Here is a 26,342-nt window from a genome sequence, read left to right as displayed (position 1 = left end):
CCCCATGACCCGCCTGATCCTCGCCACCCGCAACGCCGGAAAGATCACCGAACTCAGGGCCATCCTCGCCGACGCGGGCCTGCCCCACGAACTCGTCGGCGCGGACGCCTTCCCGGAGATCCCCGACGTCAAGGAGACCGGCGTCACCTTCGCCGAGAACGCCCTCCTGAAGGCCCACGCCCTCGCCCGGGCCACCGGCCTGCCCGCCGTCGCCGACGACTCCGGCCTCTGCGTCGACGTCCTGAACGGCGCCCCGGGCATCTTCTCCGCCCGCTGGGCCGGCCGCCACGGCGACGACAAGGCCAACCTCGACCTCCTCCTCGCCCAGATCGGCGACATCGCCGACGAACACCGGGGCGCCCACTTCGCCTGCGCGGCCGCCCTGGCCCTGCCCGACGGCACGGAACGGGTCGTCGAGGGCCGGCTCCGGGGCACCCTCCGCCACACCCCCGCCGGCACGGGCGGCTTCGGCTACGACCCGATCCTCCAGCCGGACGGCGAGACGAGGACGTGCGCCGAACTGACGGCGGACGAGAAGAACGCGATCAGCCACCGCGGCAAGGCCTTCCGAGCCCTGGTACCGGCGATCCGAGAACTGCTCGGCTGAACAGCCGGAGACGTACTGGTGCGGCCGGAGGGACTCGAACCCTCACGGGAGTTACCCCACTGGGACCTAAACCCAGCGTGACTGCCAATTCCACCACGGCCGCCCGGCGATGCTGCCCGGCCATGCTACTGGCCGGGCGGCGCCGTCAGATCCCCAAGTCCTTGATGATCTTGGCCACGTGGCCCGTCGCGCGGACGTTGTAGAGGGCTCGTTCGACCTTGCCCTCCTCGTCCACCACGATCGTGGAGCGGATGACGCCCATGTAGGTCTTGCCGTAGTTCTTCTTCTCGCCGAAGGCGCCGTAGGCGTCGAGGACCTTCTTGTCCGGGTCGGCGAGGAGGGTGACCTTCAGGGACTCCGTGTCGCGGAACTTGGCCAGCTTCTCCGGCTTGTCCGGCGAGATGCCGATCACGTCGTACCCGGCGCCGGCCAGCAGCTCCAGGTTGTCCGTGAAGTCGCACGCCTGCTTGGTGCAGCCGGGGGTAAGCGCGGCAGGGTAGAAATAGACGATGACCTTGCGGCCCTTGTGGTCCGACAGGGACACCTCGTTGCCGTCGGCGTCCGGGAGGGTGAAGGCGGGGGCAGGGTCCCCGGGCTGGAGTCGCTCGCTCATCGATCCAGCGTAACGGGGGGTCCTGACAGTGCGGAGAAGCGAGTAGCTGACAGACTGTCCGGGACAGTGTCGGAAGACTTCGGAGGCGTACGGTGGCGGACACGTCGGACAGCAGAACCCCGGCGCAGATCGAGGCGGACATCAAGCGCCGTCGCGAGGTGCTGGCCGAGACGCTCGACGAGATCGGTATGCGGGTCCACCCGAAGACGATCATGGACGACGCGAAGGCCAAGGTCGCCTCGAGCGTCGACCACCCTCGGACGGGCGTACGTCGGGGTGAATCGTGTGGTCAGCGACGTGAAGTCGCAGTTCGTGGACGCGGACGGCGCGCCGCGGATGGAGCGGATCGTGCCCGTCGCCCTGGTGGTGGTCGGGGTCGTGGGGCTGCTCGCGGTGGGCGGTACCCGGCGGCGTGGGCGCTGAGCGGCGGCAGGTAGGTTGCAGGGCGTGAGCGCCAAGAGAAACGAGCACCCGCAGGACGACAAGCTGCCCATCCGGATGCTGCACGACCGCGTCCTCGTGCGGCAGGACACCGGTGAGGGCGAGCGCCGTTCCGGGGGCGGCATCCTGATCCCCGCCACGGCCGCCGTCGGCAAGCGGCTGGCCTGGGCCGAGGTCGTCGCGGTGGGGCAGAACGTGCGGACCGTGGAGCCGGGCGACCGGGTGCTGTACGACCCGGAGGACCGGGCGGAGGTCGAGGTCCGGGGCGTGGGGTACGTGCTCATGCGCGAGCGCGACCTGCACGCCGTGGCCGCGGACCGGTTCGAGGGGTCGGAGGACTCCACCGGGCTGTATCTCTGAATCGGGGGCCGCTACGGCCGGAAGGGGCTGGTGATCAAGGTCACCGGCCCCTTTCTCCTGTCTTTGCTACCTTGGGAAGCACCCCGACGAGACGCGCCGTACCGGGTTGAAGGAAAAGACGACGCACCACCGTTCAGTTCGTTCACGGAGGTGCCTGTCATGGCGTGGGTTCTGCTCGTCGTCGCCGGTCTGCTCGAGGTCGGCTGGTCGATCGGGATGAAGTACACCGACGGTTTCACGCGGCTGTGGCCGAGTGTGTTCACCGGCGCGGGGATCGTCGCCAGCATGATGCTGCTGTCCTACGCGGCGCGGACGCTGCCCATCGGGACCGCCTACGGCGTGTGGGTGGGCATCGGCGCGGCCGGTGCGGCGGTGCTCGGCATGGTGGTGCTGGGGGAGCCGGCGACCGCCGCCCGGATCTTCTTCATCTGTCTGCTGCTGGTGGCCGTGGTGGGGCTGAAGGCGACCTCGGGTCACTGACGCCCGCCGGCCCTCCGGTCACCGGCCCCGCTCACTGTCTCTCGCGCCCCGGGCCGGTGGGGAGTCCGGCGATCGTCCCGGTCTCGGGGTCCCCGCCGCCCGCGCCGGTGGTGTCGCCGCCGTCGTCGCCCTCGGAGGTGCCGCCGTTCGCGGAGTCGTCCCCGCCGTCCGCGCCGCCCGTGGGGCCGGGTTCGGTGCTGGCGCCGCCCGTGGTGGGGCCGCCGGTGGACGTGCCGCCGTCCTGGCCGGTGTCGTCCGACGGGGTGCCGGCGGACCCGCCCGGGGTCTCGGTGCCGCTGTCCTCGTCGCCGGACTCGTCCTCCGGGGCGCCGGTGCCGCTCTCGTCGCCGCTGCCCGGTTCGTCGGAGGAGCCGGCGGACGGAGGGGCGGTCACGTCGGCGCCGGTCTGAAGCTGGAGGTCGAAGTCGGTGACGGGTTCGCCCTCGAGGGCGTCGCGGGTGTACTGGCCCCAGATCTCGGCGGGTGCGCCGCCGCCGTTGATGCGGGGCAGGCCCATCGCGCCGTAGAGGGACTTGTGGGCGGCGGTCTCGGGGTCCTGGCCCATGACCGCGACGACGGTGGCCAGCTCCGGGGTGTAGCCGGCGAACCAGGCGGCGGTGTCCTCCTCGGCGGTGCCGGTCTTGCCGGCGGCGGGGCGGCCCGCGGCCTGGGCGGCGGTGGCGGTGCCGTTCTGGACGACGCTGCGCAGTACCGAGGTGGTGGTGTCGGCGGCTTCGCGGCTCACGGCCTGGCGCTCGCGCCGCTCGGGCAGGTCGACCTCGTGCTTGCCGTCCTTCATGACCTTCTCGACCAGGGTGTACGTGCCGTGCCTGCCGTGGTTGGCGAGGGTGGCGTACGCCTCGGCCATGTCGAGGGGGCTGGCGGTGGCCACGCCGAGGGCGATGGAGGGCGAGGGGGTCAGCTCGGGGGTGTTCTTGGACAGGCCGAGGTCGATCGCGGTCTGCATGACCTTGTCGGAGCCGACGTCCACGGCCATCTGGGCGTACACGGCGTTCACCGACTTGTCGGTGGCCTCGCGCACGGTGATGTCGCCGTAGTCGTGGTGGTCCTCGTTCTCGGGGGCGTAGCGGCCGCCGCTCCAGCCCTGGACGGGGCGTTCGCTGGTGCCGTCGTAGATCGTGTTCGGGTTGATCACGCGGCCGTCCTGCGTCTCGGAGTGGTTCTCGACGGCGGAGGTGAACACGAAGGGCTTGAAGGTGGAGCCGACCTGGAAGTCGCGGCGGGTCGCGTTGGGCGTGTACTGCTTGACGTAGTCGATGCCGTTGTACATCGCGACGACCTTGCCGGTCTCGGGGTCGACGGAGGCGCCGCCGGCCCGGACGTAGGTGTCGACCTTGCGTTCCTTCTTGTCCAGCTGGGACATGAGCTTGTCGTCGACGGCCTTCACGAAGGCGTCCTGCTTGTCCTTCTGGAGGGTCGTGGTGATGCGGTAGCCGCCGCGGTCGAGTTCCTCCTCGTCGACGATCTCGTTGCTGATCAGGTAGTCCTTGACGATGTTGACGATGTAGCCGCGCTGTCCGGACATGCCGGTGGAGACCGTGGACTCCCGGGGCGCGGGGAACTTCTGGGCGGCGCGTTCGGACTGGGTGAGCCAGCCCTTCTTGACCATGCCGTCGAGGACGTAGTTCCAGCGGGCCTCGGCGGCGGGCCGGTTCTCGGGGTGGGCGACGACGTCGTACTGGCTGGGCGCGTTGAGCAGCGAGGCGAGGTAGGCGCCCTGGCCGGCGGTGAGGTCCTTGGCGTCGATGCCGTAGTAGGCCTGGGCGGCGGCCTGGATGCCGTAGGCGCCGCGGCCGAAGAAGCTGGTGTTGAGGTAGCCCTCGAGGATCTCGTTCTTGCTCTTCTCGCGGTCGAGCTTGATCGAGATGAAGAACTCCTTCACCTTGCGGGTGACGGTCTGTTCCTGGGCCAGGTAGTAGTTCTTGACGTACTGCTGGGTGATGGTGGAGCCGGACTGCTTGCCCTTGCCGGTGGCGGTGTTCCAGCCGGCCCGGACCATGGCCATGGGGTCGATGGCGGACTCGGTGTAGAAGTCGCGGTCCTCGGCGGCCAGGACGGCGTGCTGGGCGTCCTTGGAGATGCGGGCCAGGCCGACGCTCTCGCGGTTGACCTCGCCGTCGCGGGCGATGACGCTGCCGTCGGCGTACAGGTAGACGTTGGCCTGCTTGGTGGCGAGGGCGTTGGCGGCGGGGATCTGGACCAGGGAGTAGCCGAGGAAGAAGCCGCCGACCAGCAGCAGGACGCCGACGAGGAAGGCGCCGAGCACCATGCGCCAGGTCGGGATCAGCCGGCCCCAGCCGGTCCGCTTGGGCCGCTTGGGCTTCTTCTGCTTGCCCGAGCCCTCCGGCCCCGCGGCCTGAGCGGCGCCGGCCGCCAGTGACTCTCTCGATGCCCAGCCCGGGGTCGGCTGCTGCGGCTGCGGCTCGTCACTCATCTCGTGCACGGACTCCTGTTTCACGTCGTACGGTTTTCGCATCGTACGTTTTTCGCGTGGTCGTGGTCTTCGCGTCGTACGGTCTGGTCTCGTACGCCCTTGTGCGTCTTCGCGCCCTCTGGGGCCTCTGCGTCGCCCGAGGTCCTCTGAAGAAGACTCTCGCACCGCCCGTTCCGTTCCCGCTCGACGGACACCCGTGAAATTCCGTGGCACGGGCTCCCGCCGTCGCACTAGGCTCCTGCGCTTCGGTGCCGGTCGGAGCGGGAGGGCTGTGGGCGTGGGCTCGGGGCGGTTGTACGCCGCCGTCGCGGCGGGCGGATTCCGACGTTACGCGACGTATCGGGCGGCCACCGCCGCCGGGGTGTTCACCAACACGGTCTTCGGGCTGATCCTCGTGTACACCTACCTGGCGCTGTGGGACGAGAAGCCGCAGCTCGGGGGCTACGACCAGGCGCAGGCCGTGACGTTCGTGTGGCTGGGGCAGGCGCTGCTGGCGGCGCTCGCGATCGGCGGCGGCGGGTTCGAGGACGAGCTGATGGACCGCATCCGAACGGGTGACATCGCGGTGGATCTGTACCGGCCGGCCGATCTGCAGCTGTGGTGGCTGGCGGCGGACGCGGGGCGGGCGGTGTTCCAGTTGCTGGGGCGCGGGGTGGTGCCGTTCGCGTTCGGGTCGCTGTTCTTCCCGGTGGCGCTGCCGCGGGAGGTGTCCACGTGGGCGGCCTTCCTGGTGGCGGTGGGGCTGGGGGCGCTGGTGAGCTTCGCGCTGCGCTATCTGGTGGCGCTGTCGGCGTTCTGGCTGATGGACGGCACGGGGGTGCTGCACATGGCGTGGATCGCGGGGCTGTTCTGCTCGGGGATGCTGCTGCCGCTGAACGTGTTCCCCGGTGCGCTGGGCGAAGTCGTACGGGCGCTGCCGTGGTCGTCGCTGCTGCAGGCGCCGGCGGACGTGCTGCTGGGGGAGGCGGCGCCGCTGGGCATCTTCGTCTTCCAGGCGGCATGGGCGGTGGCGCTGCTGGCGCTGGGGCGGCTGGTGCAGTCGGCGGCGACGCGACGGGTGGTGGTGCAGGGTGGCTGAGACGGTCGGGACGAGGGGCGCGGCCGTCAGGACGGAGCCGCGCGGGCGGGTCGTCGAGGGGCTGCGGACGTACCGGCTGATCGCGGCGATGTGGATCAGGTCGACGATGGCGTACCGGACGTCGTTCGCGCTGACGACGTTCGGGAACTTCGCCATGACCGCGCTGGACTTCGTGGCGATCCTGCTGATGTTCTCCCGGGTCGACGCGCTGGGCGGCTGGTCGCTGGGCGAGGTGGCGTTGCTGTACGGGCTGTCCGGGGTCTCCTTCGGGCTGGCCGACCTGGCGATCGGGTCGATGGACCGGCTGGGGCGCCGGGTGCGGGACGGCACGCTGGACACGCTGCTGGTGCGTCCGGCGCCGGTGCTGGCGCAGGTGGCGGCGGACCGGTTCGCGCTGCGGCGGCTGGGGCGGGTGGTGCAGGGGCTGCTGGTGCTGGGGTACGCGCTGGTGGTCCTGGACGTCGACTGGACGGCGGCGAAGCTGCTGCTGATGCCGGTGATGTTGCTCGGCGGGGCGGGGATCTTCGCGGCGGTGTTCGTGGCGGCGGGGGCGTTCCAGTTCGTGGCGCAGGACGCGTCGGAGGTGGCGAACGCCTTCACCTACGGCGGTACGACGATGCTCCAGTACCCGCCGACGGTGTTCGCGCTGGACCTCGTGCGGGGGGTGACCTTCCTGGTGCCGCTGGCCTTCGTCAACTGGCTGCCGGCGTCCTTCGTGCTGGACCGGCCGTACCCGCTGGACCTGCCCGGCTGGACGGCGTTCACGACACCGCTGGTGGCCGTGGCCTGCGGGGCGTTGGCGGGGCTGGCGTGGCGGGCGGGACTTCGTTCGTACCGGAGCACAGGGAGCTGAGGGAGCTGAGGGAGATGGGCGGGACGGGGACGGCGGCCGGGGCGGACACCGCGGGGGCCGGTGCGGGGGCCTTCATCGAGCTGGACGGCGTCGAGAAGGTCTTCGACGTGCGTAAGAAGACCGGGTTCCTGAAGCGGGAGCGGCGCCGGGTGCGGGCGGTGGACGGGCTGTCGTTCACCGTGGCGCGCGGCGAGATGGTCGGCTACATCGGGCCGAACGGCGCCGGGAAGTCGACGACGATCAAGATGCTGACCGGCATCCTGACGCCGAGCGGCGGCCGGCTGCGGGTCGCGGGCATCGACCCCTCCCGGGAGCGGACCCGGCTGGCGCACCGCATCGGGGTCGTCTTCGGGCAGCGGACGACGCTGTGGTGGGACCTGCCGCTGATCGACTCCTACCGGCTGATGCACCGCATGTACCGCATCCCGGACGCCCGTTACCGGGAGAACCTGGACCGCTGCGTGGAACTGCTCCGGCTGGGCGAGCTGCTGGACGTGCCGGTGCGGCAGCTCTCGCTGGGCCAGCGGATGCGCGGCGACATCGCGGCGGCGCTGCTGCACGACCCGGACGTGCTGTACCTGGACGAGCCGACGATCGGCCTCGACGTGGTGTCGAAGGCCAAGGTGCGCGGCTTCCTGCGGGACTTGAACGCGGAGCGCGGCACCACCGTGCTGCTGACCACGCACGACCTCCAGGACATCGAGCAGCTGTGCTCGCGGGTGATGGTCATCGACCACGGGCGGCTGATGTACGACGGTCCGCTCGCCGGGCTGCACGAGGCGGGGGAGAGCGAACGGACCCTGGTGGTGGACCTGGAGCGGGAGTTGCCGCCGATCGAGGCGCCGGCGCCCGCGCGGGTGGTGCGGGTGGAGGGGCCGCGTCAGTGGCTCGCGTTCCCGGCGTCGGCGTCGGCGGCGGGGCTGGTGGCGGCGGTCGCGGCCCGGTACCCGTTGGTGGACCTGTCGGTGCGGGAGCCGGACATCGAGTCGGTGATCGCGAAGATGTACGCGGAACGCTCGAGCGCGTAGTCTCCGGCGCGCCGACCTCGTAGGCTGCTGTACATGACCGACGACGCCCCGGAGCTGCGCGCATCCGACGCCGACCGTGAACGAGTCGCCGAGGTCCTGCGGGACGCCCTCGCGGAGGGACGCCTGGACATGACCGAGTTCGAGGAGCGGCTGGACGCCACGTACAGCGCGCGGACCTACGGGGAGCTGGCGCCGATCACCCGGGACCTGCCGGTCGGCACGGTGGCGGAGGCGCCGAGGGTGTCGATGACCAAGGAGCCGGCGGCGTCCGGTGACTGGGCGGGGCGGATCACCGGCGGCGAGGGCTCGTCGACGTGGGCGGTGGCCGTGATGTCCGGGTTCCAGCGCAAGGGCCGCTGGACCGTGCCGCGCCGCTTCAACTCCTTCGCGTTCTGGGGCGGCGGGGAGATCGACCTGCGCGAGGCGGACTTCGCGGACGGCGAGGTCGTGATCAACTGTGTGGCGATCATGGGCGGCATCGACGTGATCGTGCCGCCGGGCATCGAGGTGGTGGTGCGCGGCGTCGGCGTCATGGGCGACTTCGACCACCGGGAGTCCGGTGTGCCCGGCGAGCGGGGCGCCCCGCGGGTGATCGTGACCGGCTTCGCCTTCTGGGGCGGCGTCGGTGTCCGGCGCAAGCTGACGCGGGCGGAGAAGCTGCGGATCAGGGAGGAGCGCCGGCAGGAGAAGCTGGAGCGCCGGGCCGCCCGGCAGGAGCTGGGCTCCTCGGTCCGCGAGGACGTGAGGGACGCCCACCGCCGGATGCTGGACGGGCACCGGGACATGATCCGCGAGCACCGCGACGAACGCCGCGAGCAGCGGGAGCTGCTCCGCGAGGAACGCGACCGCCGCAGGCGCGGCGAGGACTGAACGGGCGGGCGGCGGCGCGCCGGACCCTTCCGGTGCGCCGCCGCCCGTCCCGGTTCCCCGGCGCGGGTCACAGCTGGACCGGTGCCGCGCCCTTCAGGTCGTCCAGGTCCAGGTACCGGCCCATGCGCTCGTACCCCTTGTCGCTGGGGTGCAGGTGGTCGCCGCTGTCGTACTCGGCGCGCAGCCGGCGCGGGTCGTAGGGGTCGCGCAGCGCCGCGTCGAAGTCGACGACCGCGTCGAACACGCGGCCGGAGCGGATCTCCTCGTTGATCTGCTGCCGCATCTCCTCGCGGGCCTGCGTGTGGCGGCCGTACCCGCCGAACGGCATGATCGTCGAGCCGATCACCTTCAGTCCCCGGCCGTGCGCCCGGTCGACCAGGGTGCGCAGGCCGTCGAGGATGCCCTCGCGGTCGGCCAGCTCGGGGCTGTGCAGGATGTCGTTGACGCCGAGGACGATGATCACGGCCTTCACGTTGGTGCGCTCCAGCACGTCCCGCTCGAACCGGCTGAGCGCGCTGGGGTTGTCGGCGGGCCGGCCCGACCGGCCGGTCAGGATGCGGTTGCCGCTGATGCCCTGGTTGACCACGCTGTAGCGGGGCGTGTCCCGCCCGTCCGCGGCCGCCTCGTGCAGCCGCTCGGCGAGGACGTCGGTCCAGCGGTTGTTGGCGCCCGTGTCCGAGCCGAAGCCGTCGGTGATCGAGTCGCCGAGGGCGACGACGGTGCCGTCGGCCTCGTGGCTCAGCACGTCCAGCGCGGTCAGGTACCGCCAGTACGGCGTCTCGGTCGTGTACGCCACGGCGGTGACGTCCGCCGTGTGCTCACCGTCGGCGAGGTAGCTGGTCTGCTGCGCCCGCGGGTGGTGGGTGACCGGTCCGGACGGCACGGGCGAGTACGTGGTGACCAGGACGTCGGCGCCGTAGGGGACGGCGAGGCGGGCGACGTCGCTCATCACCTGCCCGCCGGGCGGGACGACGACCCGCGGGCTGCCGCCGAAGGTGAGCCGGCGCATGCTGTCGGCGAGCGCGGCGGCGGTGTCGGGCCCGGCGGACAGGGCGATGGTGGCGTGCGTGATGGTCAGCGGGGACTGCCCGTAGAGGTTGGACAGGGTGATCCGCGCGCTGGTGCCGCTGACACCCGCGTGCACCACGTTGCGCACCGAGACGCCCGCCATGCCGGTCGTCTCGGTGCCCGGCTCGGCCGCCGCCGGGGAGGCGGACCAGGCGCCGACCCAGGTACCGGTCGAGGCGGGAGCGGCCTTGCCGCGCGGGGCGGGTCCGCCGGCGAGTGAGGTGTGGTCCCTGGCGCCGCCGTCGGCGGAGACCGAGGCGTATATGGCCGCCGAGATCGTCACTATCAGGGCGACGATCGCGGCGAGCAGGGCGCGGTGTTTGGCGGGAGGCGCCCCCGCACCTCCGTCATGACCCACGGTCATGTTGTGCTGTTCTCCTCGGGCGAGGGGAGCCCGAGGCTCCGGTCCGATATACCCATGATGCGGCATGGGCCGGGGAAAGGCCGTACGACCCCCGTGCGTTCCCCCTCCCGGACAGACGCCGGGAACTTGTGTTCCGTTCCGGGAGTCGGTCAGGAAGGGACAATGGGGCGGGGACGGATCGGCGAACGGTGGAGTGGATGGAACGCACGAGAGCGCAACGCCCGGAAGGCCCGGGCGGTACGGGGGAGGACACCGGGGCCCGCGCGGCGGACACCGCCCCGGGGGCCGTCCGCGACCGCGCGATGACCTCCTTCAGCCCGGCGGACGAGGAGAAGCGGCGCGGGGTGCGCCGGATGAAGCTCACCGCCACCGGCCTGCTGCTGTTCGTCGCCCTGGTCTACGTCCTCGCCGAGTGGGCCTCCCACCGGGGCGCGGGCGCCTGGGCGGGCTATGTCTCGGCCGCCGCCGAGGCCGGCATGGTCGGCGCGCTCGCCGACTGGTTCGCGGTCACCGCGCTCTTCCGCCACCCCCTCGGCATCCCCATCCCGCACACCGCGATCATCCCGAAGAAGAAGGACCAGCTGGGCGTCTCGCTGGGCGAGTTCGTCGGCGAGAACTTCCTCTCCGAGGACGTCGTACGGCAGCGGCTGCGCGCCGTCGGCATCGGCAGCCGGCTCGGTGCCTGGCTCGCCGTGCCCGAGCACGCCGACCGGGTGACGGCCGAGCTGGCCGCCGCCCTGCGCGGCGCCCTGACCGTGCTGCGCGACTCCGACGTGCAGGCGGTGGTCGGCGAGGCCATCACCCGCCGGGCCGACGCCCAGGAGATCGCCCCCGGCATCGGCAAGATGCTGGACCGGATCGTCGCCGACGGCGGCCACAGGCGCGCCGTCGACCTGATCGTCTCCCGCGCCCACGACTGGCTGATCCTGCACGGCGACTCCGTGATGGACGCCGTGCAGGGCGGGGCACCCGGATGGACGCCCCGCTTCGTGGACCGGAAGGTCGGCGAGCGCGTCTACAAGGAGCTGCTGCGCTTCGTCACCGAGATGCGCGACATGCCCGCCCACCCGGCGCGCGGCGCCCTCGACCGCTTCCTCACCGACTTCGCCTCCGACCTCCAGTCCGACACGGAGACCCGGGCGCGCGTGGAGCGGCTGAAGACCGAGGTGCTGGGGCGCGGCGAGGTCCAGGACCTGATCGCGTCCGCCTGGACGGCCGTACGGTCCATGATCGTCTCGGCGGCGGAGGACGAGCGCAGCGAGCTGCGCCTCAGGGTGCGGGCCTCGCTGCTGTCGCTGGGTGCCCGGATGGCCTCCGACGCCAGGGTGCAGAACAAGGTCGACACCTGGGTGGAGAGCGCCGCGGTGTACGTGGTGACCACCTACCGCAAGGAGATCACCTCCCTGATCACCGACACGGTGGCGAGCTGGGACGCCGAGCACACCACCAAGAAGATCGAGGCGAACATCGGCCGCGACCTCCAGTTCATCCGCATCAACGGCACGGTGGTCGGCTCGCTCGCCGGGCTGCTGATCTACACGGTCTCCCGCATCCTGGGGGCGTAGGGCCGCCCCGGGCGGCCCTGCGGCCTCGCGGCGCGGCGGGCGTGTTCCTCCGGGCGCGGGGCACACGGGAGGCGTTCGCTCGACGGAGAGGGAGCCATGACAGCAGCATCGTCGTCGCCGGGCCCGGCGCCCGCCCCCACCGGCACCGTCACCACGGCCGTCCCCGCACGCCTGGACCGGCTGCCCTGGTCACGGTGGCACTGGATGATCGTGATCGGCCTGGGCACCGTCTGGATCCTGGACGGCCTGGAGGTCACGATCGTCGGCAACGTCGCCGGCCGCATCGCCGAGGAGGGCAGCGGTCTCGACATCAGCGCCGCGCAGATCACCGGCCTCGCCGCCGCCCTGTACGTGGCGGGAGCCTGCTCCGGCGCCCTGTTCTTCGGCTGGCTGACCGACCGCTACGGCCGCAAGAAGCTGTTCATGGCGACGCTGGTGGTCTATCTCGCGGCGACCGCGCTGACCGCGCTCTCCTTCGAGTCCTGGTGGTTCTTCCTCTTCCGCTTCCTCACCGGCTTCGGCATCGGCGGCGAGTACGCGGCCATCAACTCGGCGATCGACGAGCTGATCCCGTCCCAGTACCGCGGCCGGGTCGACCTCATCATCAACGGCAGCTACTGGCTCGGCGCGATCGGCGGCTCGCTGCTGTCCATCGTGATGCTGGACACCGACATCTTCCCCAAGGACCTCGGCTGGCGGCTCAGCTTCGCCCTGGGCGTCGTCCTCGGCCTGGTCATCCTGCTGGTCCGGCGGCACGTGCCGGAGAGCCCGCGCTGGCAGTTCATCCACGGCCAAGGGGAGAAGGCCGACGCGCTCGTCACCTCCGTCGAACGGGAGATCGAACAGGAGAAGGGCGAGAAGCTGCCGCCGCCGGCCGGTGAGATCACCATCCACCAGCGCAAGAGCATCGGGTTCGGCCTGATCGCCAAGACCGTCTTCCGCCGCTACCCGCGCCGCGCGGTCCTCGGCCTCTCCCTCTTCATCGGCCAGGCGTTCCTCTACAACGCCATCACCTTCGGCTTCGGCACCATCCTCATCACCTTCTTCGACGTGCCGACCGGCTCCACCGGCTACTACTTCGCCGTCATCGCCGCCGGCAACTTCTGCGGTCCGCTGCTGCTGGGCCACCTCTTCGACACGGTCGGCCGCCGGATCATGATCTCGGGCACCTACCTGCTCTCGGGCATCCTGCTCTTCGGCACCGCATGGCTCTTCGACCGGGGCTCGCTCACGGCCACGACGATGACGGCCTGCTGGTGCGTGGTGCTGTTCTTCGCCTCCGCGGGCGCCTCCAGCGCCTATCTGACGGTCTCCGAGATCTTCCCCATGGAGACCCGCGCCATGGCCATCGCCTTCTTCTACGCCCTCGGCACCGCCGCCGGCGGCATCAGCGGCCCGCTGCTCTTCGCCGACCTCACCGAGTCCGGGGTGGTCGCCGACACCGTCCTGGCCTTCCAGATCGGCGCCGGGCTGATGTGCGCGGCCGGCCTGGTCGCGGCCTTCCTGGCCGTGAAGGCGGAGCGGCGTTCCCTGGAGGACATCGCGGAGCCCCTGTCGTCGGTGGGGGCGGGCAGCGCGGAACCGGCGGGAACGCCGGGCTCCGGCACGGCGGGCGCGTAGCGTCGGTCCGTACCGTCGCACGTCTGCCGGGAGGAGCCGCCCGATGACCATCCGCAGGATCATGCCCGACATCCAGGTCGAGGACGAGGAACAGCTGCACACCAGCCGGGACTTCTACGGCCTGCTGGGCTTCGAGGAGGTCATGGACATGGGCTGGGTGACGACCCTGGCCTCCCCGTCCAACCCCACGGCCCAGATCAGCCTGTTCACCGAGGAACGCACCGCGCCCCTCGTCCCCGACCTCAGCGTGGAGGTCGAGGACGTGGACGCGGTGTACGCGCGGGTGACCGCCTCGGGGGCGGAGATCGTACGGGAGCTGAAGGACGAGGAGTGGGGCGTACGCCGCTTCTTCGTCCGTGACCCGACCGGCCGGGTGGTCAACGTACTGACCCACCACCGGAACTGAGCCCGCGGGCGCTCAGGCCCTCCGGTCGGCGACCGCCCAGGAGGCCAGCGCCACGGCCCCGGCGACACCGAGGACCGACGGCCAGGCGCCCACCTTCTTGGCCAGCGGGTGCGACCCGGCGAACCCGGCGACGTACGCCGCCGTCAGCGCACCCGCGGCCGGCCCGCCCGCCCGCGCCCGCCACTGCCGCGCGGCGGCGGCACCCGCGACGGCCAGCACGGCCCCGCCCAGCTCCCGCCGCTTCGTCCACCGGGCCACGCCGTACCCGCCGACCAGACCACTCGCGGCGACCACCGCGCTGGGAACCCTCGCCATCTCCGCCTCCTGCCGCACCGACTGCTCCGGCCGAGGCTAATCGCCACCGGGCCGACCGCACGCGCCGGGGTGAGCCCCGAGCCGCCGGCTGCGACCGCGCGCCCCACCAACGGCCCATTCCGATGAACCGACCGCGACCCAACGGGTAGACGCATCGTTAGGGGCGGTGACGGACGGTGATCGGCGAAGGGGTGGAGCGCGATGAGCAGGCAGAGTCCGGGCACGGACCACCAGCCGCGCACCCGGCAGATCGCGGTGGACGGCGCCCGCGTCGCCTGCTGGGAATCAGGACCCCCCGACGCCGAACCCGTCCTCCTCCTGCACGGCTACCCCGCCGACCACCACTGCTGGCGCCACCAGGTCCCGCCCCTGTCGCGCGGTCACCGGGTCATCACCCCCGACCTCCTCGGCTGGGGGCGGTCCGAGCGCCCGCTGCACCTGTCCTTCGACTACGACACCGAGGTCGCGCGGCTCGGCCGGCTGCTGGACGCGCTGGAGCTGGACTCGGTGAACCTGGCCGGCCACGACTACGGCGGCTTCCTCGCCCTGGGCTTCGCCCAGCGCCACCCCGGGCGCGTGCGCCGGCTGGCCGTCCTCAACAGCCGCGCCCACGCCACGTTCACCCGCCCCTGGTACGCCGTCTTCACCCTGACCGGCCTCGTCGCCCGGACGCCCGCACTGCGCCCGGCGGCGCTGCGCCTGCCGTACGCCGCCCTCCACCGCCGCACCTTCGAGCCCCTGGTCCGCGCGGGCCACCTCACCCCGGACCTGCTGCACCACTACCTCGACTGGATGGACACACCGGAGGGCCGCCGCTGGCTGCTCCACTACTTCGCCGACTACCGCACCCCGCCCCGCGCCGACCTGCGCCGGGGCCTGGCCGCCGTCACCTGCCCGACCGCGGTCGTCTGGGGCCGCTCGGACCCGTATCTGAGCCCGTCGATCGCCACCGAACTGGCCGAGACCGTCCCGGCCGCCGAACTGACCCTGCTGCCCGGCACCGGCCACTGGGTGATGGAGGAACGCCCCGCCGAGGTGACGGCGGCACTGCGCCGACTGCTGAGCCGACCCCCCGCCCACATCTGAGCCCACCTGAGAGGAACCCCGTGGAAGCCCGTCTCGACCTGTTCAACGACCCCCTCGCCGGCAAGTTCATCCGCCACATCAACTCGGCCGGCAAGATCGTCACCGACTCGTCCCTGCCGGCCGTGACGCAGGAGCTGGTGAAGATCCGCGCCAGCCAGATCAACGGGTGCGGATTCTGCCTCGACATGCACACCAAGGACGCCGAGAAGGCGGGGGAGACCACGCTGCGCCTCAACCTGATCGCGGCCTGGCGGGAGGCGAAGGTCTTCACCGACGCCGAGCGCGCCGCCCTGGAACTGACCGAGCAGGGCACCCGCCTCGCCGACGGCGGCGGCATCACCGACGAGGCGTGGGCCCGTGCGGCCGAGCACTACGACGAGGAGCAGCTGACCGCCCTGGTCGGACTGATCGCCCTCATCAACGTCTACAACCGACTGAACGTCATCACCCGGCAGCCGGCCGGGGACTACGAGCCGGGGATGTTCGGCTGACGCCATCGGCCGACGAATGCCGGCCGACGCCATCGGCTGACGCCACCGGTCGGCGGGCGCCGGCTGACGCCACCGGTCGACGCCATGGGCTGACGCCACCGGTCGACGAGCGCCGACCCGAAGTCCCGGCCGGTGAGCGCCGGCCCGAAGTCCCGGTCGGCGAGCGCCCGTCCGAACTCCCGGCCGGCGAGGGCCCGCCCGGGGCGGCCCCGGGCCCGCCGCGTGCGCCGCTCAGCCGGCGTGCAGCAGGACCGGGAGCCGCTGGTGACCGTTGCTGATCAGCGACGGCACCGGCGGCGGCTCCTCGGCCGGGTCGGCGAGCCGGATGCCCGGGAAGCGGCCGAAGAGGCCCTCCAGCGCGAGGGCCACCTCCATGCGGGCCAGCGGCGCGCCCAGACAGAAGTGGACGCCGTGGCCGAACGCCAGGTGCTCCTTGACCGGGCGGGCCGCGTCGAAGGTGTCGGCGTCCTCGTGCCAGTCCGGGTGCCGGTTGGCGGCGGCGTAGGAGGCGAGGATGGCCTCCCCGCGGGCGATGGTCCGGCCGTCCGGCAGGGGGATGTCGGCGACGGCGTACCGGAGCGGCAGGTGCTTGACCGCCGGCTCGTGACGCAGCGTCTCCTCCACCACGTCCGCCCACGTGACGGTGCCCGCGCGGACCAGTGCCAGCTGGTCGGGGCGGGTCAGCAAGGTGTACACGGCCTGGTCGACGACGTTGACGGTGGTCTCGTACCCGGCGCTGATCATCAGCAGCAGGGTGTCGCGCAGCTCCTGCGAGGACATCCGGGCGCCGTCCCCCTCGTCGTCGCGCGCGGCGATGAGCAGGGACGTCATGTCGTCGCCCGGGGCGGCGCGCTTGTCCGCGACGAGCCGATCCAGGACCTCGTACAGACGGGCGGTGTTGGCCTGCGCCTCGGCCTGGTCGAGAGTGGTGTCGAAGACACCGTCCACGAGGGCGCGGAAGCCCCTCCGCCGGTCCTCCGGCACACCCATGAGGTGACCGATCACCGCGATGGGCAGCGGATACGCCAACTCCTGCCGCAGATCGACCGGTTCCCCGGCGGGCAGTGCCGCCAGCCGGTCGACGAGCCCGGTCACCATCGCCTCGACGGCCGGACGCATCGCCTCGACGCGCCGGGCGCTGAAAGCGGGCGCCACCAGCCGGCGCAGCTTGCGGTGGTCGGAGCCGTACGCGGTGAACATGTTCTCCACCGCCACCCACAGGGCGAGCGGCCAGGTGCCGACCACCTCACCGAAGGCCGGCCAGTGCGCGCGGGCGTCCTTGGAGACGTCGGGACTGGTGAGGAGCCGCTTGAGGAGCGCGGGGTCGCTGACCGACCAGGCGCGGACCCCGAGGACGTCCACCTGCGTGGCCGGACCCCGGTCACGCAGGGCGCGGTGCTCGGCGTGGCGGCCGGAGCCGGTCGGGTCGAGGACGAGGGCGGGCTGCTGGGTCGTCATGGCCTGGTTCCTCGGTCCGTTGGGCAAGGGTTCATACCGCTTCTTCCCCTGCCCCGGGCACGGACCGTGCCGGCCTCGTGACCATGGCCGATACCGGCGGGAATCTGACGTGAAAGACGGCCACCGCCGACCGGCCGCCTCACCCGGAGGCCAGCTGCTCCGCGATCTCCTTGATCCAGGCCTCGGTCTTCGCCGGGTCGTCGAGGCTCGCCACCCAGGCGTCCTCGTCCAGCTTGTGGTCGGCGGGGCCCGCCTTGAGCGCGATGAGCAGGGCCATGCCGGACTGCCGCATCTCCTGCGTCGTACCGCCGCTCCCGGGGATGTGGGGGCCCGCGGCCAGGGCGTAGATCTCCCGTGCCATGGCCTGGCGCTCGCCCTTCGAGACCTTCTTCCAGAACTTCAGGGCGTGCTTCAGCGATTCCGACCGGGACGCGGCCTCCGCCGGGGTCTCCCCCTGCGGCGCCCAGACCTCGGGCCGGCGGACCTCCTCGTAGCGCTTCGTGGCGGCGCGGAGCGCCTTGTAGAGGGTGACGCCGAGGACGAGTCCGGCGCCGGCCCCGGCGAGGCCCCATCCGACCGGGTTGCTCGCCAGCCCCGCCGTCCCCGCCGCGACCGCCGTCACGACACCGGCCGCCGCCTTGGTCGACTCGCCCAGCGCGCCGCCGACCGTCTCCTTGCCGATCTTGGTGAGCTGCTTCTTCTTCGCGTACCCCTGCACCGTGTTCAGCTTCTCCACGTCGCGCTCGGCGCGCTGGAGGGTCTCCGCGGCGTCACGGGCCTCGCCCATCGCCTCCCAGGCGGCGTCGACGGCTTCGCCGATGAGTTCCAGCCGCCCTTCGCCGTCCTGCTTCCAGTACGCGTCCAGCGCGACGAAGGCCTCGGCGGCGGCCCAGTTCGCGTGCTCCCGGGACTCGTTCAGCCGGGCCAGCGACTCCGCGTGGACGAGGTGGGGATCGCCCAGCTCCTTCACCTTCCGGTACTTGCGGGCCGCGCCCCCGACGCGGAACACCGACCGGACGCTCTTGAGCGCGGCGACGGAAGCGCTGGCGATACCGCTCGCCTCGGACGCCACCGCGGCGTCCGCCGCCTTCTGGATCTTGGTCACCTCCTTGGCGATGGCGGCGCTGTAGGCGCCCGAGCCGGCGGCGCCGATGACCGCGTCGGTCCCCTTCACCTTGGCCTTCTTGCCCGCCGTGTGATGACCGGCCCCGGTCTCGTGCTTCCGGGCGTCCTTCATGTTCTTGTAGGCGTCCATGCCGCTGACCACGGTGCCGGTGGCCTCGGTGAGCAGGTTCCCCGACGCGGCGGAGGTCCCCGAGGCGGCGGCGGAGTGCTTGAGCCCCTCGTTGGCCGCGGCGGCGGCCTGCTGGGTGAAACCGGCGTTGGCGGGGGTCTGGACGCCCTTGATGAAGGTGTCGATGGGGTCGAGGTTCTTCTTGAACCTGTCGAGGAGACCGGCGATCCGGTCGCGGTAGTTCTTCTTCTGAGCACCGGCGGGGGCGGTGCTGTTCTGCGGGGCGCTCCCCTGCCCGCCCGCCTGCTCGCCCGCCCTGGCGCGCTGCACGGCGGCGGTCGCGGCGCGGTTGCCGGCGCCGGCCTGGATACCGAGCAGTGCGTGCTCCACCGGGTTGCGGTACGGGCCCCCGGTCCGGCTCCCCTCCCGGCGCTGCCGGGCCGACGCGAGCACGGCTGCGGGCCGCCGTGTCGGGGTGAGGTGGACAGGGGTGCTCATGGACGTACCTCTCCTGCTGCCGGGCGGGGCGAGGCGAAGGTAGTCGGCTGGGGCGAACGGGAGGGGTGCGGCGGGGAAACACCCCGGGGACGGGGCGAGGCGGGTGGTGCGAGGTAGGCATGTCCGGTCCGCCCGGCGTCGAACAGCCCGGGGCTCTGAGCTGCGGCCCTGCGGCCTATGGGCCGCGGCCAGCCGGCCACGGCCTTGACCCCGTACTGTTCCCTCGTCTTCGGAGCCTCGGCGGGACCTCATGCGCGAGTACGGGGCTGCGGCGCACCAACGTGGCGAAGTGGTCGCAGCCCAGTCCCTTGCCGCTGTGGTCGTCCACCGCAGTCACACTCACCCGGGCGGCCCGGATCCCGCTGTCCGGGAGAGAGCCGAGCCCGGGTAGGCGGCGGCCGTGCGCAACAGTGCCTCCGCGTCGGCGACGGCCTGCCGCTCGTGCAATAGCAGTGCCGTCCGTACCACGTCGTGGTCGTGCCGGTCGCGTGCATAGATGTGCACGAGGTTGTCGGCCAAGGCGCCTTGTTCCTGGGAGCGCAACAGCGCTACGAGCAAAGCCACTTCGGTGGGCGCGTAGGCCTCCGCTGTGTGCCGGATGAGTGCGAGCGTGCTGTCCGGCCGGCCGCTGCGGAGCAGCTCTTCGGCGCGGCGGCCGACATGCGAAGCCGCCACGGTCGCGTTTGCGCTCTGTTGCCGGTCCCCCTCCTGGCGGGGGACCGGCAACAGAGTTGCGGCACCTGCCGCCTCCTGGAACTTTTGCGGGCCGGCCTCACCAACCGGCGTCGGCTGAACGGCCCGGATCCGTTGCGTCTCCCGCTTGAGTGCGGTGACGTGCTGGCGGAGCTCCCTGATTTCCTGCTCCCGTTTCGCCATCGACCGTTCGAGCTGCCCATGGGCTTCCTGCAAAGCCCGCAGCTTCTGTCCAGCGGTACGGACCGCTTCTCTGTGGCGCGAGCAGTTGCCGCATCGTTCCTGTTCGGCTCTCGCGTGCAGCTCCCGCAGCTCTTCCCACTTGATGCCGACGTTCTGGTCGCTTCCCGCGTCACGGCAGGCGGTGTCGAAGATGAGGGACAGCGTCTGGCCGGGCGGTATGCGCTGACCCTGGAGGTACCGCGTCAGCGTCGTATCGCTGACGTGCAGGTATGCGGCGGCCTGAGCTTGCGTCGGATGGGCGAGGACGGATCCGTCTTCGGCCGTGACAGTCAGGTGGCGGCAGATTTCTTGCAGCGCCGCAGCGAGTTTCCGCCGGTCAGGCGGGACATTCTCGTCGAATGTCTTCTCAGCCCAGGCGAACGGACGGCGACTGCTGCTGCGCGCTGGCATGGCGACGAACCTCCGCGTATGTGGCCGAACTGGCCAATTTCGTGCCGCCAGGCGGCGACTTGCTCGCCATTGTGCCGGAGGTCAACAGCCTGCCGCCTGGCGGTTTTTGATTCTTCTCTTGCCAGTTAGTGCGCAAGTTTCATCGGGGCGGTTCAAAGTGATTTCGATGTGCCACGCTTTAGGAGTCAGCCGCAGCGATGGCGGATGTGACGTGAGTTCTGCCTTTATGGCGCGTTCATGTCATTTCGGTTGGTTGTGGCAGGCATCCGATTCGTGTGCGTTTTCGTGGGAGGGGACCGTCATGACGATGCCGTCTTGGCAGGAGACCAATGCCGGAGGCCACAAGCTGGGGAGCATGGCACGCGCTGCCCTCTGGCTGGTCCAGGTGGTGGGGGAGGGGAAGATCTTCACCGTGGCCCAGCTGCGTGAGGCCTTCCCGGACGTGGCTCAGATCGACCGGCGCATGCGCGGGCTGCGGGACTACGGGTGGGAGATCGCGACCGCCCGCGAGGACCCTGAGCTGCTCTCGCAGGAGCGGCGCTTCGTCACGCGTGGCAAGGACGTGTGGGTGCCGGGCCAGGCGAAGAGCCCGAGTCACAAGGCGAGCATCACCAACGCTCAGCGGGCGAGGGTGATGCAGGGCGACGGGTACATGTGCCGCACCTGTGGCATCGCGGCCGGCGAGGCGTACGAGGACGGCGTCACGCAGGCGGTGCTCAACGTCGCCCGGCGCCAGGTGACGCTGGCGGGCGGCGAGGTCACGCACGAGCTGGTCACCGAGTGCCAGCGGTGTGGGCGGGGCAACGTGGACCGGACCGTGCACCTGCCGGAAGTGCTCGCCCGGATCGAGGCGCTCGCGCCCCTGGAGCGCAGTGTGCTCAGCGGCTGGGTGAAGGCCGACCAGCGCACCTACAGCTCGCTGGAGTTCCTGTGGGGCTTGTACCGGACGTTGCCGGAGGAGTCCCGTAAGGCCGTGGCCGACGCTCTCGACCTTGACGACACCGACAACTGAGGAAGGACGGACACACGATGATGCGCGAGCTTCCGGCCCCGCCGCGGGCAGATGAGTTCGGTGAGCTGATCAGCAAGCGGGTCGAGGAGGTCAGGGAGGCCGGCGGCACGCGGGAGACCGTTTCGGTCGAGCTGAACGGCCAGCCGCTCCATGTCGAGGTGATCGACCTGCCCCTCAGCCGCCTCTACTACAACCCCAGCACCCACCGGATCCGTGCCCAGCGCAGCCACGACCCCGAGCGGGACGCGGCGCTGGACAAGGACCCGTGGAACGGGGAGAGCCAGGATTACCTGCACTTTCTGCTCCAGGCTTCGCCGGCGAACCCGGATCTGAGGGACAAGGACTTCGACACCCTCAGGGACAGCCTCAAGGAATACGGCCAGAACGATCCCGGACTGGTGACCCGGCACGGCGTGCTCGTCAACGGCAACACCAGGGCCGCCGCGCTGCGCGAGCTCGGTGAGCAGTCGATGCGGGTCGGCGTGCTGCCTGAGTCCTTCACCTGGGCCGACATCAACGCCGTCGAGCTCGCGCTGCAGCTCCGTAAGGACCACCGGCGGGACTACTCCTACATCAACCGGCTCCTCGCCATGGAGGAGCAGGCATCGCTGGGGCGCACTCCGGAGCAGATCGCCAAGGACTTCCGGATCCAGACCCGCACGTACCACCAGGAGCGGTGGATCCTGAGCACGATCCGTGAGCTCAACGAGCGCAGCCGCACCGGCGGCGGCAGCGGGCTGCGCCTGGTGGACTGGGAAGGCGCCCAGGAACGCCTCAAGGAGCTGCACCGTCTGTACGTGAAGCTGGAGAGTGTGGACCGTGACCAGGCCGAGGTGCTCAAGGAGCTGCGTCTGGCCGCCATCCTCCTCAACTTCTCCAAGACGGACGTACGCCACATCGACGAGGACTTCCTGAAGGGCGGATTCCGGGACCAGCTGCCCAAGGCGAGTGGTGCCGCGGCTCAGCCGCAGTCCGTGTCCGTTCCCGGGCTTGGACTCGAGGTCCCCGCGGCCTCCTCCGTCGTGGCCGAGACGCGCGCGATGAACGACGAGATCCTGCGTGCCGCTGCCGTGGTGCGGAACGACGTGCCTGCCCTCGGCGATGAGCAGAAGGCCTCCGCGCAGGAGGTCTGTGACCGCGCGCAGCAGGCCTTCGACAAGGCGATCGAGGCAGCCGGGCGCAGCGCGCGGCTGCGCAAGCGCAAGCAGCTTGCTCCCGCCCGGCTGGCCGACGCGTGCGCCAGCATCGACCAGTGTGTGAGTGACCTGGTGCAGGCGCGTACGTCCCGCAGCCTGGATGAGGAGCAGTTCGACGAAGCCGTGGTCAAGCTGCGGGACAGCCTGCTCAAGCTCGCCCAGCAGGCTGGCCGGGGGTTGCCGCAACCCGGCGAAGGCGTTTCCTGGCTGCTGGACGCCGTCTCGTCGGAGGGGTCGCGTTGACCGGCACCAGCCACGGAAAGTCCCTGCGTCTCGGGTTCGACGAGACCCGGACCCGTGTCGTCCTGAGGACGACCGACGCCTTCCAGCAGGAGCTTGTCCAGCTGGCCGCCCGGTTCCGTACCGGGGGCCAGCTGGGCCCCGAAAGCGCCTCCGTCTCCCTGGACGAGCTGCTCGCCGACCTGGGAGCGCTCAGTTCCTGGCCCGACCCGGCTGGCGTTGAGTGGGCGGATGACCTGCGCGACCTGGTGTCCGGCGTCGTCCGGGACGCCCACACCGTGCAGGAGCGTCTCGCGGGACGGGAGACGCCTGGCGAAGTCACCCCCGACGAGGTGCCCGTACTGCTCGGCGACACCTGGAAGGGGGAACTCAGCGAGTTCCAGCGCCGGGACATCGCGAAGCTCCTGTCACTGCAGCACGGCGCCAACTTCAGCGTCCCCGGCGCGGGGAAGACGCGCGTCGCGCTCGCCGTGTACGCGGCGCAGAAGGCGGCCGGCCGTGTGAGCCGCCTTCTGGTGGTCTGTCCCAAGTCGGCCTACGAGTCGTGGCGTTACGAGACCGCGGAATGCCTGATCCACCCCCTGCGCATCAACGTCCTGGACGGCTCGATGGACCAGTGGGCCGAGGTACTCGTGGTCAACTACGAGCGTCTGGACCGGTCGCTGTCCATGCTCGCGGGATGGCTCAAGACGGCCCCCTCCATGATCATCTTGGATGAGGCGCACCGCATGAAGCTGGGAGCGAGGGGTACGTATGGGGCGGCCTGCATGGCGTTGGGGCCGCTGGCCACGCGTCGGCTGATCCTGACCGGTACGCCTGCCCCCAACGGCTCCCGGGACCTGGAGAACCTCCTGGGCTTCGTCTGGCCGGGACATGGCCAGCGCACCGTGGTGCAGGCGGTGGCCGGAGGGGACCTCGCGCACGCCAGCACCGTTCTCCGGCCGCTGTTCACCCGTACCACGAAGCATGAACTCGGGCTTCCTCCGGTGCGGTTGGGTCTGCGCTACGTCGACATGCCGCCTCTGCACGACGAGATCTACACGGCGATCGTGGGAGGCGAGAGGAGCGGTGCCGCGCGAGAGGATCTGAGTTCGCTCGGGAGGACGGCGCTGCGACTCCTCATGGCGGCGACGAGCCCTGCCCTGCTCCTCGAAGGAGGCAGCCGGTACGAACCGCTCGCGTACCAGCTGCCGCCGATGGAGATCCCCGAGGGCAGCTCGCTGTACTCGCTCATGCAGAACCTCCCCGACTACGAGCTTTCGCCGAAGTACCAGGAAGCCGTGGCGATCATCGCGGAGAACGCGGCCCGGGGCCGTAAGACGCTGGTCTGGACGACGTTCGTCAGGAGCCTGACGACGCTGGAGCGCATGCTGGAAAAGTACAGCCCGGCTGTCGTCTACGGCGGAACCCCGGACCGGGAGGAACAGCTTCGACGGTTCCGGGAGGACCCGGCGTGCATGGTCCTGATCTCGAATCCCGCCACCCTGGGTGAGGGGATCAGTCTCCATCATGTCTGCCATGACGCGGTCTATGTGGACCGTGACTTCATGGCGGGCCGGTTCCTTCAGAGCCTGGACCGGATCCACCGCCTGGGCCTGGCCCCCGATACGGAGACCAGGGTCACGGTCCTGGCGGTGCGGAACTCGATCGATGAGGTGGTGGCGGTCAGCCTGGAGCGGAAGCTGGAGTTCATGGGGCGCATCCTGGACGATCCCACCGTGCAGCAGCTCGCCGACCTCGAAGAGGAGCCGGCCGTTGCCGCGGGCCTGGCCGCGAGTGATGTCGAGGCCCTGCTGAGCCACATGGGAGGCAGCTAGGACTGGCTACGTGCTTGGGGCAGCGCGGGACTACCCTCTGCGGTGTGTCCCCCGAAGCCGAATGGGAGGCCCCGGAAGGATCCTGGGCTTCCTCCGCAGCACGTCGCCGCAACATGCAGGCGATCCGCAGCCGTGACACCAAGCCGGAAATCCTGATCCGGCGGCTGGTGCATGCCGCGGGGCTGCGGTACCGGGTGGCCGCCAGGCCGCTCCCGGACCTTCGCCGGACGGCCGACATGGTCTTCCGTTCGGCGAAGGTCGCCGTGTTCATTGACGGCTGCTACTGGCACGGTTGCCCGGAACACTATGTCCCCCCGAAGACCAATTCCGGTTACTGGTCGGAAAAAGTCGTTCGCAATGTCGAGAGGGACCGGGATACCGATGAACGCCTGCGGGAGGCTGGCTGGCTGGTGCTCCGCTTCTGGGAGCACGAGCCATCAGGTGCCTGTGCCGACAAAATCGCCTTGACGGTCCTGGCTCGGCGCCAGGGAGACGCGACCCGTGGGGACTGAGATTTCAAGCTGATGCGGACTGTCCTCGACGGGGCTTGAGCCTGCTGGCTCCATCTCGTAATCCCTGGTGAGGTCATCACCGTACTGGGGCAGCAGGACCGCGGCGATAGCGCGTCCTACGGCCTCGGCCACGGGCGGCGGGAAGGCGTTTCCCACCTGACGGTAACGGGCCGTCTTCCGTCCCTGGAACTTCCACTCTGCGGGGAAACCCTGGATGGCTGCCGCCTGGGCGACAGTGAGCATGGGCCCGGCGGGACGGAACAGGTCGCGTTCCGGGTCGCAGCTCTCCGGGTCATTGGCGATACCCATCCCGTCGACCCCGAGTTCCGCCCATGCGCGCTTGGCGCGGGTGGGGCCCAGATCGGCGCCACCGTGCTTCCTGGAACCGCCTACGAGGGTCGGCGCAACGGTCTTGCCAGCCACTGACGCCTGCGTGATCCGCCTCTTCCAGTCCTCGAACACCGTCTTCCCGCAGCGCTCGCCGGGGCGGGCGGGTTCACCGTCCACGTTCTTGTCCCAGAAGGGTTTGCAGCGGGCGAGCATGCTCTGCTCAAGCTTTTCGAAGACGGTTACTTCGCCGCCCTTTATGCCGGTCGGCCACCGGAAACCGGGGCTTCCCGGGCTCACCGCGCTGCTGTGGATCGCCACCAGGATTGCGCGGGGGCGGAGTTGAGGAACCCCGAAGTGTCGCGCGTCGAGTCGGCGCCAGACCTTTCGCATGGCTACATCTTGCGCACTTGCTGACTGGTTCTGGTCAATGTGAGGAACTAGGTAACCGAGGTCGCGCAGGGTGTCAAGAATCGAGTTCCTGTAGTCGAGGAAAACTTCCGGAGGCTCAAGGATGCCTCTGACATTCTCAATCATCACCGCTTTTGGCAGCAGAGCCTCGATGATGTCAAGCGCTGCGGGGAAAAGGTCACGCTCGTCGTCCGGGCCAAGGCGGTGCCCAGCCAGGGAGAACGGCGGGCAGGGAACGCCGCCGGCGAGCAAGTCGAGTTCTCCGGGCGCAAGGCGGAGGTTCTTCCTCACCTCGGATTTGAGGAAATCCTTGACGTCCATGGGGCGGATTTCGTCAGCCTGGCGCTGATCCCAGCCGGGCCAGCCGCCTACGTTGGCTCGCAAGGTGGACACGGCATGCGAGTCCCACTCAACGAGGGCGCGGTGATCAAAGCCTGCGTTGTGCAGTCCGACGGCTTGCCCCCCGGCGCCCGCGCAGATCTCGATCGAGGTCAATGGCGAGGCGAACCGCGGTCGCGTCTGGCCGCTGCGGGGCATGCCGCTCCTCCTGAAGTGGTCGTTCGGGGAGAGGCGATGGTCACGTGCGAGCCTCTCGACATCAAGAGTCTCGC

At 70.8% G+C, this 26,342-nt stretch carries 24 protein-coding genes, 1 tRNA gene, 1 pseudogene and 1 riboswitch; of the genes and pseudogenes, 17 read left to right on the top strand and 9 right to left on the bottom strand.

Annotated elements, in window-relative coordinates; genetic code table 11:
• Positions 1-4 precede the first annotated feature (4 nt).
• On the top strand, positions 5-607 hold the full coding sequence (gene rdgB, locus ACFZP7_RS13770) for an RdgB/HAM1 family non-canonical purine NTP pyrophosphatase (protein WP_031019518.1): 603 nt from the start codon (positions 5-7) through the stop codon (positions 605-607).
• Positions 608-623: 16 nt separating this feature from the next.
• On the opposite strand, the gene ACFZP7_RS13765 is transcribed toward rdgB, so the two are convergent.
• Together ACFZP7_RS13765 and bcp are read right to left on the bottom strand one after the other, a co-directional pair.
• A tRNA-Leu gene (locus tag ACFZP7_RS13765) sits at positions 624-710 on the bottom strand.
• Positions 711-752: 42 nt separating this feature from the next.
• A complete protein-coding gene (gene bcp / locus ACFZP7_RS13760) occupies positions 753-1,220 on the bottom strand; it encodes a thioredoxin-dependent thiol peroxidase (protein ID WP_019325646.1) in 468 nt (155 codons plus the stop codon).
• 92 nt (positions 1,221-1,312) lie between these two features.
• Here bcp and ACFZP7_RS13755 point away from each other — a divergent pair.
• The 3 genes and pseudogenes from ACFZP7_RS13755 (at position 1,313) to ACFZP7_RS13745 (ending at position 2,501) form a co-directional block, all read left to right on the top strand.
• Positions 1,313-1,643: pseudogene (locus ACFZP7_RS13755) on the top strand (DUF3618 domain-containing protein).
• A 75-nt stretch (positions 1,644-1,718) separates the two neighbouring features.
• On the top strand, positions 1,719-2,021 hold the full coding sequence (locus tag ACFZP7_RS13750; protein ID WP_167307483.1) for a co-chaperone GroES: 303 nt from the start codon (positions 1,719-1,721) through the stop codon (positions 2,019-2,021).
• A gap of 60 nt (positions 2,022-2,081) precedes the next feature.
• Positions 2,082-2,149, top strand: a riboswitch (guanidine-III (ykkC-III) riboswitch).
• A 31-nt stretch (positions 2,150-2,180) separates the two neighbouring features.
• Entirely contained in the window at positions 2,181-2,501 is a 321-nt protein-coding gene (locus ACFZP7_RS13745) for a multidrug efflux SMR transporter (protein ID WP_019325643.1), read from the top strand.
• Positions 2,502-2,532: 31 nt separating this feature from the next.
• On the opposite strand, the gene ACFZP7_RS13740 is transcribed toward ACFZP7_RS13745, so the two are convergent.
• On the bottom strand, positions 2,533-4,956 hold the full coding sequence (locus ACFZP7_RS13740) for a transglycosylase domain-containing protein (protein ID WP_385634515.1): 2,424 nt from the start codon (positions 4,954-4,956) through the stop codon (positions 2,533-2,535).
• A 271-nt stretch (positions 4,957-5,227) separates the two neighbouring features.
• Here ACFZP7_RS13740 and ACFZP7_RS13735 point away from each other — a divergent pair, with 271 nt between their 5' ends.
• Genes ACFZP7_RS13735 through ACFZP7_RS13720 form a run of 4 tightly spaced genes read left to right on the top strand, consistent with a single transcriptional unit; the run spans position 5,228 to position 8,785 of the window.
• Positions 5,228-6,034 carry an ABC transporter permease gene (locus ACFZP7_RS13735; RefSeq protein ID WP_385634514.1) on the top strand — a complete coding sequence of 269 codons (807 nt, stop codon included), beginning with the start codon at positions 5,228-5,230 and terminating at the stop codon, positions 6,032-6,034.
• Positions 6,027-6,887 carry an ABC transporter permease gene (locus ACFZP7_RS13730; RefSeq protein ID WP_176603968.1) on the top strand — a complete coding sequence of 287 codons (861 nt, stop codon included), beginning with the start codon at positions 6,027-6,029 and terminating at the stop codon, positions 6,885-6,887. Before ACFZP7_RS13735 ends, ACFZP7_RS13730 begins: the two co-directional genes overlap by 8 nt.
• Positions 6,888-6,901: 14 nt before the next feature.
• Positions 6,902-7,915 (top strand): ATP-binding cassette domain-containing protein, encoded by a 1,014-nt coding sequence (locus tag ACFZP7_RS13725; protein WP_031019514.1) that lies wholly within the window; start codon positions 6,902-6,904, stop codon positions 7,913-7,915.
• A 33-nt stretch (positions 7,916-7,948) separates the two neighbouring features.
• A complete protein-coding gene (locus ACFZP7_RS13720) occupies positions 7,949-8,785 on the top strand; it encodes a DUF1707 domain-containing protein (RefSeq protein ID WP_385634513.1) in 837 nt (278 codons plus the stop codon).
• A gap of 67 nt (positions 8,786-8,852) precedes the next feature.
• Here ACFZP7_RS13720 and ACFZP7_RS13715 read toward each other — a convergent pair whose 3' ends face one another.
• Positions 8,853-10,217 carry an SGNH/GDSL hydrolase family protein gene (locus ACFZP7_RS13715; RefSeq protein WP_046248138.1) on the bottom strand — a complete coding sequence of 455 codons (1,365 nt, stop codon included), beginning with the start codon at positions 10,215-10,217 and terminating at the stop codon, positions 8,853-8,855.
• Positions 10,218-10,414: 197 nt separating this feature from the next.
• Between ACFZP7_RS13715 and ACFZP7_RS13710 the strand changes: the two genes are divergently transcribed.
• From ACFZP7_RS13710 to ACFZP7_RS13700, 3 genes are all read left to right on the top strand, one after another.
• Positions 10,415-11,782, top strand: a complete 1,368-nt coding sequence (locus ACFZP7_RS13710; RefSeq protein ID WP_193515842.1) for a DUF445 domain-containing protein — start codon at positions 10,415-10,417, stop codon at positions 11,780-11,782.
• A gap of 96 nt (positions 11,783-11,878) precedes the next feature.
• Positions 11,879-13,402: an MFS transporter gene (locus tag ACFZP7_RS13705; protein WP_019325635.1), complete on the top strand. Its 1,524-nt coding sequence runs from the start codon at positions 11,879-11,881 to the stop codon at positions 13,400-13,402.
• Positions 13,403-13,445: 43 nt separating this feature from the next.
• Positions 13,446-13,808, top strand: a complete 363-nt coding sequence (locus ACFZP7_RS13700; RefSeq protein ID WP_086877218.1) for a VOC family protein — start codon at positions 13,446-13,448, stop codon at positions 13,806-13,808.
• Between the two features lie 12 nt (positions 13,809-13,820).
• Here the strand turns inward: ACFZP7_RS13700 and ACFZP7_RS13695 are convergent, their stop codons facing one another.
• On the bottom strand, positions 13,821-14,123 hold the full coding sequence (locus ACFZP7_RS13695) for a hypothetical protein (RefSeq protein ID WP_385634512.1): 303 nt from the start codon (positions 14,121-14,123) through the stop codon (positions 13,821-13,823).
• Positions 14,124-14,324: 201 nt separating this feature from the next.
• Between ACFZP7_RS13695 and ACFZP7_RS13690 the strand changes: the two genes are divergently transcribed.
• Both ACFZP7_RS13690 and ACFZP7_RS13685 read left to right on the top strand, forming a co-directional pair.
• Positions 14,325-15,209, top strand: coding sequence for an alpha/beta fold hydrolase (locus tag ACFZP7_RS13690; RefSeq protein ID WP_125768588.1), 885 nt, complete (start codon positions 14,325-14,327; stop codon positions 15,207-15,209).
• A 20-nt stretch (positions 15,210-15,229) separates the two neighbouring features.
• Positions 15,230-15,700, top strand: coding sequence for a carboxymuconolactone decarboxylase family protein (locus ACFZP7_RS13685; protein WP_385634511.1), 471 nt, complete (start codon positions 15,230-15,232; stop codon positions 15,698-15,700).
• Positions 15,701-15,931: 231 nt separating this feature from the next.
• Here ACFZP7_RS13685 and ACFZP7_RS13680 read toward each other — a convergent pair whose 3' ends face one another.
• The 3 genes from ACFZP7_RS13680 to ACFZP7_RS13670 all read right to left on the bottom strand — a co-directional run bounded on the left by ACFZP7_RS13680 (position 15,932) and on the right by ACFZP7_RS13670 (position 20,216).
• Positions 15,932-17,158, bottom strand: coding sequence for a cytochrome P450 (locus ACFZP7_RS13680; protein WP_385634510.1), 1,227 nt, complete (start codon positions 17,156-17,158; stop codon positions 15,932-15,934).
• A gap of 139 nt (positions 17,159-17,297) precedes the next feature.
• Positions 17,298-18,890 (bottom strand): hypothetical protein, encoded by a 1,593-nt coding sequence (locus tag ACFZP7_RS13675; RefSeq protein WP_385634509.1) that lies wholly within the window; start codon positions 18,888-18,890, stop codon positions 17,298-17,300.
• A 339-nt stretch (positions 18,891-19,229) separates the two neighbouring features.
• The gene (locus tag ACFZP7_RS13670) at positions 19,230-20,216 is read right to left on the bottom strand and encodes a helix-turn-helix domain-containing protein (RefSeq protein WP_385634508.1); all 987 of its coding nucleotides are present in this window, start codon (positions 20,214-20,216) and stop codon (positions 19,230-19,232) included.
• A 355-nt stretch (positions 20,217-20,571) separates the two neighbouring features.
• Here ACFZP7_RS13670 and ACFZP7_RS13665 point away from each other — a divergent pair, with 355 nt between their 5' ends.
• The 4 genes from ACFZP7_RS13665 to ACFZP7_RS13650 are packed head-to-tail and all read left to right on the top strand — an operon-like array spanning position 20,572 to position 24,993.
• On the top strand, positions 20,572-21,228 hold the full coding sequence (locus ACFZP7_RS13665) for a hypothetical protein (protein ID WP_223780062.1): 657 nt from the start codon (positions 20,572-20,574) through the stop codon (positions 21,226-21,228).
• A 17-nt stretch (positions 21,229-21,245) separates the two neighbouring features.
• Complete coding sequence (locus ACFZP7_RS13660; RefSeq protein WP_385634507.1) at positions 21,246-22,667, top strand: hypothetical protein; 1,422 nt, start codon at positions 21,246-21,248, stop codon at positions 22,665-22,667.
• Positions 22,664-24,481 (top strand): DEAD/DEAH box helicase, encoded by a 1,818-nt coding sequence (locus ACFZP7_RS13655; protein WP_385634506.1) that lies wholly within the window; start codon positions 22,664-22,666, stop codon positions 24,479-24,481. The genes ACFZP7_RS13660 and ACFZP7_RS13655 overlap by 4 nt, the downstream gene beginning before the upstream one ends.
• Positions 24,482-24,525: 44 nt before the next feature.
• Positions 24,526-24,993, top strand: coding sequence for a very short patch repair endonuclease (locus tag ACFZP7_RS13650; RefSeq protein ID WP_127438006.1), 468 nt, complete (start codon positions 24,526-24,528; stop codon positions 24,991-24,993).
• Here the strand turns inward: ACFZP7_RS13650 and ACFZP7_RS13645 are convergent.
• The gene (locus tag ACFZP7_RS13645; RefSeq protein WP_109202881.1) at positions 24,919-26,268 is read right to left on the bottom strand and encodes a DNA cytosine methyltransferase; all 1,350 of its coding nucleotides are present in this window, start codon (positions 26,266-26,268) and stop codon (positions 24,919-24,921) included. The two genes, ACFZP7_RS13650 and ACFZP7_RS13645, sit on opposite strands and share 75 nt — an antisense overlap.
• Positions 26,269-26,342: the final 74 nt, after the last annotated feature.

The organism is Streptomyces sp. SudanB5_2050 (genome assembly GCF_964272335.1).
Taxonomy (GTDB): Bacteria; Actinomycetota; Actinomycetes; order Streptomycetales; family Streptomycetaceae; genus Streptomyces; species Streptomyces rochei.
Note: the sequence above shows the minus strand (reverse complement) of the source record. Positions and strands in the feature narration are given on the sequence as shown.

Coding starts and splice junctions, on each gene's coding strand:
- ACFZP7_RS13750 (WP_167307483.1), top strand. CDS start 1,719: ATGCTGCACGACCGCGTCCTCGTGCGGCAGGACACCGGTGAGGGCGAG.
- ACFZP7_RS13710 (WP_193515842.1), top strand. CDS start 10,415: ATGGAACGCACGAGAGCGCAACGCCCGGAAGGCCCGGGCGGTACGGGG.
- ACFZP7_RS13695 (WP_385634512.1), bottom strand. CDS start 14,123: ATGGCGAGGGTTCCCAGCGCGGTGGTCGCCGCGAGTGGTCTGGTCGGC.
- ACFZP7_RS13725 (WP_031019514.1), top strand. CDS start 6,902: ATGGGCGGGACGGGGACGGCGGCCGGGGCGGACACCGCGGGGGCCGGT.
- rdgB (WP_031019518.1), top strand. CDS start 5: ATGACCCGCCTGATCCTCGCCACCCGCAACGCCGGAAAGATCACCGAA.
- ACFZP7_RS13660 (WP_385634507.1), top strand. CDS start 21,246: ATGATGCGCGAGCTTCCGGCCCCGCCGCGGGCAGATGAGTTCGGTGAG.
- ACFZP7_RS13670 (WP_385634508.1), bottom strand. CDS start 20,216: ATGCCAGCGCGCAGCAGCAGTCGCCGTCCGTTCGCCTGGGCTGAGAAG.
- ACFZP7_RS13715 (WP_046248138.1), bottom strand. CDS start 10,217: ATGACCGTGGGTCATGACGGAGGTGCGGGGGCGCCTCCCGCCAAACAC.
- ACFZP7_RS13745 (WP_019325643.1), top strand. CDS start 2,181: ATGGCGTGGGTTCTGCTCGTCGTCGCCGGTCTGCTCGAGGTCGGCTGG.
- ACFZP7_RS13665 (WP_223780062.1), top strand. CDS start 20,572: ATGGCACGCGCTGCCCTCTGGCTGGTCCAGGTGGTGGGGGAGGGGAAG.
- ACFZP7_RS13675 (WP_385634509.1), bottom strand. CDS start 18,890: ATGAGCACCCCTGTCCACCTCACCCCGACACGGCGGCCCGCAGCCGTG.
- ACFZP7_RS13740 (WP_385634515.1), bottom strand. CDS start 4,956: ATGAGTGACGAGCCGCAGCCGCAGCAGCCGACCCCGGGCTGGGCATCG.
- ACFZP7_RS13690 (WP_125768588.1), top strand. CDS start 14,325: ATGAGCAGGCAGAGTCCGGGCACGGACCACCAGCCGCGCACCCGGCAG.
- ACFZP7_RS13700 (WP_086877218.1), top strand. CDS start 13,446: ATGACCATCCGCAGGATCATGCCCGACATCCAGGTCGAGGACGAGGAA.
- ACFZP7_RS13720 (WP_385634513.1), top strand. CDS start 7,949: ATGACCGACGACGCCCCGGAGCTGCGCGCATCCGACGCCGACCGTGAA.
- ACFZP7_RS13645 (WP_109202881.1), bottom strand. CDS start 26,268: ATGCCCCGCAGCGGCCAGACGCGACCGCGGTTCGCCTCGCCATTGACC.
- bcp (WP_019325646.1), bottom strand. CDS start 1,220: ATGAGCGAGCGACTCCAGCCCGGGGACCCTGCCCCCGCCTTCACCCTC.
- ACFZP7_RS13705 (WP_019325635.1), top strand. CDS start 11,879: ATGACAGCAGCATCGTCGTCGCCGGGCCCGGCGCCCGCCCCCACCGGC.
- ACFZP7_RS13680 (WP_385634510.1), bottom strand. CDS start 17,158: ATGACGACCCAGCAGCCCGCCCTCGTCCTCGACCCGACCGGCTCCGGC.